5 protein-coding genes are annotated in these 8,375 nt (G+C 30.7%); all 5 read right to left on the bottom strand.

What is annotated here, in order from left to right; translation table 11 throughout:
• Positions 1–228 precede the first annotated feature (228 nt).
• Positions 229–573, bottom strand: coding sequence for a hypothetical protein (locus K8089_RS15675; protein ID WP_237604245.1), 345 nt, complete (start codon positions 571–573; stop codon positions 229–231).
• Position 574: 1 nt separating this feature from the next.
• Positions 575–1,843 (bottom strand): bifunctional DNA primase/polymerase, encoded by a 1,269-nt coding sequence (locus K8089_RS15670; RefSeq protein WP_237604244.1) that lies wholly within the window; start codon positions 1,841–1,843, stop codon positions 575–577.
• Positions 1,844–2,144: 301 nt separating this feature from the next.
• The gene (locus K8089_RS15665; RefSeq protein ID WP_237604243.1) at positions 2,145–2,621 is read right to left on the bottom strand and encodes a hypothetical protein; all 477 of its coding nucleotides are present in this window, start codon (positions 2,619–2,621) and stop codon (positions 2,145–2,147) included.
• 340 nt (positions 2,622–2,961) lie between these two features.
• Complete coding sequence (locus tag K8089_RS15660; protein WP_237604242.1) at positions 2,962–6,111, bottom strand: Eco57I restriction-modification methylase domain-containing protein; 3,150 nt, start codon at positions 6,109–6,111, stop codon at positions 2,962–2,964.
• A 237-nt stretch (positions 6,112–6,348) separates the two neighbouring features.
• Positions 6,349–7,371 carry a tyrosine-type recombinase/integrase gene (locus K8089_RS15655; RefSeq protein ID WP_237604241.1) on the bottom strand — a complete coding sequence of 341 codons (1,023 nt, stop codon included), beginning with the start codon at positions 7,369–7,371 and terminating at the stop codon, positions 6,349–6,351.
• Positions 7,372–8,375 lie beyond the last annotated feature (1,004 nt).

Below are 8,375 nucleotides of genomic sequence, written 5' to 3'. Positions count from 1 at the left end.
CTTTTTGTTTTTATAACACTAAATTCCAAAAAAAATCGGACGTTATTCCGCCAATTTTCCGCTGCGATTTGGGTCTCGTTCAATATTGCACAACGGTCTTGTATATGAAAAGTAGCGGGTTTTAAGCACTAACTTTTCGGTTTATAACTGACCTTTAATTTATTCATTTTCTTTTATTTAAGTAATTAAGCCGCTATTTTTTATATACGTTGTTGCCCACAGTTTTTTTCAGAATGGCATCGTATCTAAAAATATTTTATCGTCAGTTTTTTTCACGACTATTGATAATCGAGAGTATTTATGTTTGCTATCATATAAATTATAATATTCAATTGATTTATCCTTTTCCCAATCCGGTTTTTCAATTCTAAATGTTAATTGTCCGACTGAATTTTCTTTTGCACACAGAAGCATACATTTGTAAAACTTATAAAAACGAACTTTATTTGGCATACCTGTGATTACCTTTTTAGAAAGCAAAAGAGGAATAAAATAACTGGGATTAAAATTTAGACAAGATTCAACAAGTCCATTCAAAATTTCTTGGTTAGTATGTTGTTGTTCCTTTATCATTCTATGTTTTAAACTTTTCAAGGTTTCCTGTGTATAATAATTCTTTCACGCATTTGGCGAGTATTGTAACATCTGAATTAGCATTATGAAATTGTTTAATTTTATGATTGAAAAGGTGTTCAAATAGCTCTGTTAATTTTGGAAATTTCGGCTCTGGATTTAATTCGTTTGAAAGCAATTCTGTTCCGAAATCCATTGTACAAAATTTTTCAAAAGGGCTAAAATTAAAATCAATTTGATATTTGCGGAATTCGTTTTCAAGAATAGATAAATCAAATTTTAAGTTATGTGCTGAAATGATTTTGCAATGTTTTAAGTCATAAGTCATATCCAGAAAAACATCCGAAGGTTGCTTTCCAATTTTTTTAATGATTGAAGGGTTTAACTTATTGACTTTAAACGCATCAGAATTTTCGTTAAAATCAGAATTTACTAATTCTGTAGTCTTTTTATAAACAACTCCTTTAGTATTCATTATCATCCAAGATACTTGAACAATGTTAGGGAATTTTCCGTTTTTTATTAGGCCATCGGTTTCTATATCAAATAAGAAAAATAAGTTTTCTTCTATTTTGGAAAGGTCAATTAAGTTAATATTGTTTGGTAATTTGACATTTCTATGTTTTTCTTTTGAAAGTGAGAAATATACCTTCTTCTTTTCAATTTCCGAGATATTTAAAAATAGGCTTTCTATAATTTTGAATTTATTGATATCTATAAAATTTGGTTTCTCTTTTGGAAATTTACAATTGGTAAAACTATAATTTGAACCAGATTTATGTAGAGAATTAGGTAGAACAATATGTGTACTCCATAATAATTCCATTTTTTCAAATAAAGCTGTATTATCTAGATTAGGTGGATATGATGAGGCAACTTGGTCTTCTTCCAAGGCTTCAATTAAGTCTGAAAAAAAGTATATGTGATATCCATCCAAACTTCCAGTTTTTACAACCCATTGATAACTTTTTGGAAGTCCTAAAATAATTAATAAATCCTCGATAAATTCGTAATTGGAACAACCGTCAATATCTAAAATATGTAGATTTTCAAATCCAGCTATCGTTCCAATTCCAACAGCATTATTCCAATCATAACTCTCAAGTTCTTCAATTTTTTGACGTGTATTTTTGAGATGATTCCATTCGTGGTAGGGACCTTTGAGGATGTTCGCGTCATAAAAATTATGCTCTGTAATGTAGTTAGTAATACAAGTGATATTAAAACCTAGTTTGAACAAATGTTTTCCTAAAATTTCAATTTCGGTCATATCAGTTTTTTGCTTAATAAAATTTCTAAACAATTGAAAACTTTGTCATAATCATTTTCACTATTAACAGATAATTGTATTTCGTTTTCGGCTTTATTATAATTGTTTGGATAAATCTTTATTAATTCTCGGATGTGCTTTTCATTATTAATAATGAACCACCTTGGCCACCAATCAAAATAGTTGGTAAAAAAATAAAAAAACCAAGCATTGTCAACATAGTCTATTTCATTCTGTGATGCCAACCATTCAAAGAACAGATTACAAGTTTTCGGATAGTTTTTTTTATAAATGACGTAATTCATTCCTTTTCCATTTTTTCTATTTGCTCAACTAAATTATTAGCAATTATTGAAGCATTTTTTATTAAAACAAAATTACGTTCATATTGATTTTCAGAAACCTCAAATTTTCCATAATGAACTATATTATCTCGAATTGTTTGTAAAAGCTCATAAAGTGCTCGTTCTAGACTTTTATTGTAACTATGCTGTATATTCATTTTTAGAATTTCTTTTCTTAAATAATCAGTAGAATTTTTGACTGTTGGACGAACCTTAAAATTATTGCCATTGGATTTTATATAATCCAGTCTTATTATTTCAGCTATTTCATTTTGACAAATTTCTGTTGCATTTGTTGTTTTAGCTACAAAATCTAGATAATTACCATTTTTAAATTTATTTCGTCCATATTTTTCGATATACGTATAACAATCACGAAAATTATCTCTGTGATTTCGGTATTCCTCCGATACTTTTTCTTGAAATTCTCTCATTTTTTCAAATTGTGGGCAACGGTCTTGTGTATGAAACGTAGCGTATAAATAAACGCTAACTTTTCGGATTACGCACGAGCCGATTTTTTTATTTTTATGTTTAATTTTCTTTTCTAAATATAACCAAATAAAAAATTTGGCGTACTTTGTAAATATACAAAAACCTCTCGGAAAGCCTATAATAGCTATGTTTTATACACGTTGTTGTAAGTAGTGCTTTTCACGTTCTGCTTGGTTTTCCGATGTTTGTTATTTAGTTCAAATGTGTGCGTTGGCAAGACATACTCTTTTGCAATTTTTGGTGTAGCGTTGGCTGGTTCGAATTGCGAATGTGTATGGCTTATGCGTAGGCATCTTCTACAATAGTCATTTCATTTTTTGTCAGTCCATACAATCCGTAAATTAAATTGTCTAGTTCCTTCTCATTATTTTCAATTATCATATTTATATTTTGAACTTTCTCCTTTTGTTCATTAAAGTATTTCATCCATTGAGCCTCTTCATTTAAATCCAATTCTACTTTCTTCTTTTTTAACTCTAATAAAAATGATTTAAAATCTAATTTAGACCAATTTTGAAGTTTTTTAGATAATTTTTTAATATTGAATTTTACCGAAATTAAATCTGATGTTTGTTTAATTATTTGGGTCTGTTCATTAATTGAATTTCGGATTTTAATGACTAATTCTTTAACTTTTAACTGTTCTGATGAATTTGCTATTTTAATCATAAGTTTTCCAACAGGATTAGGATAATATTCATACCTGTAATCCATTACTTTTGCATAGCTTTTGAAAAAGTAATCTAGTAACTTGGAATTTAAAATTCCCAATAAATAATCATAATCAACTTTTTCTTTCCATTCCTCATTTAATTGTACGATAGTAGTATCAACACTAGAGTAGTTGCCGTTATAGTCAATTACAAATGTATTATGAGGTGCTTTATACCTGCACAATATTTTTGTGTCATCAAACAATCTTTTTTCCCTAGCCCATTGTAAATCAAACCATCTGATTTTCCCGTTTTTTGCTTCTCTTCTGTTTCTCAATTTGTCTTCGAAAATTAAAAATCTCTCTTTTAAATCGGGAATTGAATCTATGTCTTCAATATCATTACTATAAACTAACCACCTTTTTTCAACTGGCTCCAAGGAATATCTTGATAAATCTCCAACTTTTACCCAAGTTTTTATTAATTCTTGGCTTACATTAGAAAAGTCATTTCTATTTGTAGTAATAAATGCCTTATCACAGCCAGTCTGAATACCTGCTCGACAATCAGCAATTTCGTTTAATTCAATACCTTCAGATTTCATTTTATCCAAAATTATTGAACCAGTTTTCGAATAAAACTCCCAGAATTTTAATGCATATAATGAATCATAATTCAAATAAATATCAGTAGTATCTAGTCTATCATAAACAGTATCTATGATTTTACCATTAAATTGTATGTACTTAATTTTTAATTCAAGGTCAATAGCTGGAATTTTATCTCCTATTAGAATACTAGTTTTCGTTCCAACACCTGGAAATATTGTTATATTTTTAAAATCTAATACCTCTCTAATATGTAATCTTTCAAGTAATACTTTTCTTAATTTACTAGCATATTCACTTTCTAGCCAATAACGTGATGTTATAAATCCTATTTTACCATTTTCGTTAAGAATGCTAGAACCTTTATCAAAAAAGTAATATAAAATGTCTGCTTTACCTGAATAAGAATCTGGATATTTTAATTCATAAAAACTCCTCTCAAAACTTGAGTACATTTTAAAATTTAAATAGGGTGGATTACCAATTACGATATCAAAACCACCATTTTTAAACACTTTAGGAAATTCTTCTTCCCAATTAAAGGCTTTATCGCTAGCAACATCTGATGCGTCAATTAATGAATTGCCACATTTTATATTATTGTTTAAAGAAGTTAGTTTTCTTCCTTTTTGTGCAGTTCTTAACCAAAGAGAGAGTTTAGCAATTTCTATACTTTCTTCGTTAATATCTACACCGAATAAGTTGTTTTCTAAAATGGCATTTTCAACTTCACTTAAAATCATTGCATCTCCGAAGAGTTTGGCTTGAAGTTCGTCAATATATTGGTGTTCTGCAATTAGAAATTCTAACGCTTGATTGAGAAATGCACCACTACCACAAGCTGGGTCACAAATTGTTATTTGTAATAACCATTTTCTATAAGTGTCAAGTTTCTTGGTTAAGTTTTTAAGTGTAGTTTTTTTTCGTCCTTTTCGCTCTTTTTCATATTCAGCTTCTTGTATGTCAAGTTCAGTTTTCTTTTCTTCGCACAGTTTTCCAATCGTATTATCAACTATGTATTTTGTAATGTACTTTGGTGTGTAAAAAACACCATCTTTTTGTCTTTTTGTTTTTGCTTCATCATTTAATACACCTTGGATTTCAAGTTGTATTTCTTCAATATCATTTAAAGAATGTTCAAAAATGTGCCCAAGTATGTTTACACTAACTTCACTTTCGAAATCGTAGTTGCTTAAATTTAGTGTGTGTTTATAAAGTAACTCATCATTTATTTTGATGTTGTCCAAAATCTCATCTGGTGCAAACAAACCACCATTGTATGCGAAAATATCGTGTTGTTGCCCTTTGTGTCCAGTATTCATATATCCGAAATACTTTTGAAATCGGTCATACAATGGGAAATACTCGTCATATTTATCACGTAAATCAGTCCATTGGTTTACGATAGAACGAATTGAGTTTGGTGGAAGTAATAATCTGTCTTCTGCAAAGAAGATAAATAGAAAACGGTCGAGTAGTTTCTGTGTTTTCTTGAATAAAGTCAGTTTGTCGTATTCAAGATTTTCTTTTTGGATACTATCAAAAATCTCATTTCTAAATGAAGCGTAATCTTTATAAAGCTTTTTGGTAATATTTTCCTCTTGTGTTAAGGATTCGTCTTTAATCTTTTTCGGAATGTCCTTTAAAAGATATTCTGATGACAGGCAAAGCCAAAGAACATCAAAACGTTCTTTAGTTAGTTGAAATAGATTAAATTCCTCAAAATCGACTGCATTGTCAATGTAAAAACGCAATTTTTCAAAGTTGGAAGTAATTACATAATTACAACCAGGTTGGTTGTTTTTATATCCAAATGCTTGTGTTTCTACTTTGCTTAAATCTGTTGTATTTGTTCCTTTCAGCTCAATTACTGCAAGTGCTTTTTCTCCTTTCAGAATAGCTCCATCTGTTTTTTTAGAACCTCTTATGTTTTTTAATTCCGTTGTGAGATTAAAGTCAGGTGTTGGATTTTTAGTGTATCCGAATACGTTTACAAAAAGGTCAATCAGAAATTCGCCTTGATATTGTTCTTCTTTGGAATTTCTAATGTTTTCCTGAATGGTAGGATTATGGAAGTGGCTTGTAAATCTTTCGTAAGCTTCATTAACTTTTTCGGACTCCAATCCTTTTAAATATTTGTTTAGAACAGAGTTCTGAAATAAGCTCATATATGTTTAAAGTTTTTTCTCAAATTTAATATTATTCCGAGCGTTGGCAAGAAACAGCTCTTTTATTTTTTTCAGCGTTGGCTTTCGTGTCGGCAAAAAAATAAATGTGCTGTTTGAGCGTTGGCTTTTTTAGTTCAAATGTTCAATTTCAGCGCGATTTCCGCATTACTTACAACATGATTATATAATACATTGGGACAGATGTATGACGTGTATATTGCACTTGTACCCCATGAATCATTTTGTTTTATCCTTTTCAAATATAGTTGTTTCATATAAAGTATCCAATGGACTCTTTAAAGTTTTATTGCTAATGCCTAATACACGTGTATAAACCTCCGTAGTCTTTGTGCTCGAATGGCCAAGAGCGCTCTGTATATAACGGATATTAACACCCCGCCGCATGAGATGTGTGGCAAAACTGTGTCGCAAGGTGTGGGGCGTACTCCACGGATTGCTGTTGGTGCCTTTAACCGCCCGACGGTAGATGCGTTGTACGCTCTGCGCAGTATATTGCCCTCCTTCCTTCCCCTCAAACAACCAATAACTTGGTCTGTATTCTTTAAAATAAACACGTAATAACTGTAAAAGCAGCGGACTTAAAACGGTATGTCGGTCTTTTTTGCCTTTAGCATCTTTTACAAAAATATAGCCGTCGGCACTTCGAATGTCATTCACGCGTAAACGGATTAATTCACCCACACGTAAACCCGCTCCATAAATGGTGTGCAGTATGGCTTTATGCTTGGTATTACTAGGAAAGTTTATAATATCCCGAACCTCATCCTCACTTAGTACATTGGGAAGATTCTTACTTTTTTTGGGCCTTGTTATATCATAATATTCGCGCGGCATTCCCAATGTATGCTCATAATAACACTTAATGGCGCTAACAAGTTGGTTTTGTTTCTGTTCACTAATTTTAAATTTACTAATAAGAAAATATAAAAATCCTTCAATTTGTTCCTTGGTTATTTCACGGTACGGTTCAGCTTCAAAATATTTAAAAAATTGTATCAAACTACTTTGGTAGTTTCGGATGGTGGAGTTACTAAAACCCTTTAAAATCATTTTTTGATGATTGCGATCTAACTCCATTTGTATGGCTTCAGAAATTTCCACCTTGGGGAGGGTTGCTGGAGCTTTCAAGGTTTGTTTCTGAAGTTTTTCACCAAAAAGCAATTCAACTTTTTTAATGTTTTCCGAAGTGTTTACAATGCTCCATAACTTTTGATGATAGTGGTAAAAGCTCGTATTCAAACTTTTAAAAGCCGCTCGCTCCTTGCGCATTTTATAAGGTATAAAAAATTTAACACGTCCAGCTTTTGGTTCCGGCAAATACATAATAATATGAGAATCATCCATCTTATTCACAGTTGGTTTATATCAAGCAATACTCAAATTTAACGAAGGAAAAAATTGAAAACACTATGTTGTAGGAAGATAAAAGTATATAACCGTTAAGAACGAATACGTATATTTGTGTGAACAGCAAGCAGTTAAATGAATAGAAAGTGTAAAATATGCGAAAAACCCATAATAGGTAGAACAGATAAAATTTTCTGTTCTACTTATTGTAAAAATGTCTATCACAAAAAAGTTCGATATGCAACTAAAGTAGCCGCTATAGAAATTAATAGCTATTTAAAACGCAATTACAGCATTCTTAGAGAAGTATTAGGGACAAATAAAACGCAGATAAAAGTGTATAGAAACCTACTAGAGAAAAAAGGCTTTCGGTTTAAATACCATACTCACTTTCACATAAACTCAAAAAACAAGATGTTTTTATATGTATACGACCTAGCGTGGATGGAATTTTCTGACGATGAAATTTTAATTGTGCGTAAAATTTAATTTTAACTTATTCGACTTTAATGAGACTGAAGCTATTCATAAATTCACTTTTAGTACCATCAATCCAATTATCCAATCAACAAATCACCAAATATGTCAAACTAGCGCAGTCGAAGTGCCTCGCCAAGCCCCATTTTCATTAACTTTGTACCCAAATTTGGCTCACATTATCTCAAATCTCAAATCTAACACCTCAAATCTAAAGCGTGAACCTCCCTGATTAGAGTTGACCGTTTTTAGTCTAGCCTCTAGACTCTAGTTTCTAGCTTCTAGATTCAAATCTCAAATCTCATATCTCATATCTCAAATCTCCAAATATGTCACACTGAGCATTCTAAGTTAAAAACAAATTTTTAATTGGATAATTTTACAAAAGGCTCCTCCCTTTTAGCAATTGCAAAAATTCT

This window comes from Aequorivita vitellina, assembly GCF_022008365.1.
GTDB lineage: Bacteria > Bacteroidota > Bacteroidia > Flavobacteriales > Flavobacteriaceae > Aequorivita > Aequorivita vitellina.
Note: the sequence above shows the minus strand (reverse complement) of the source record. Positions and strands in the feature narration are given on the sequence as shown.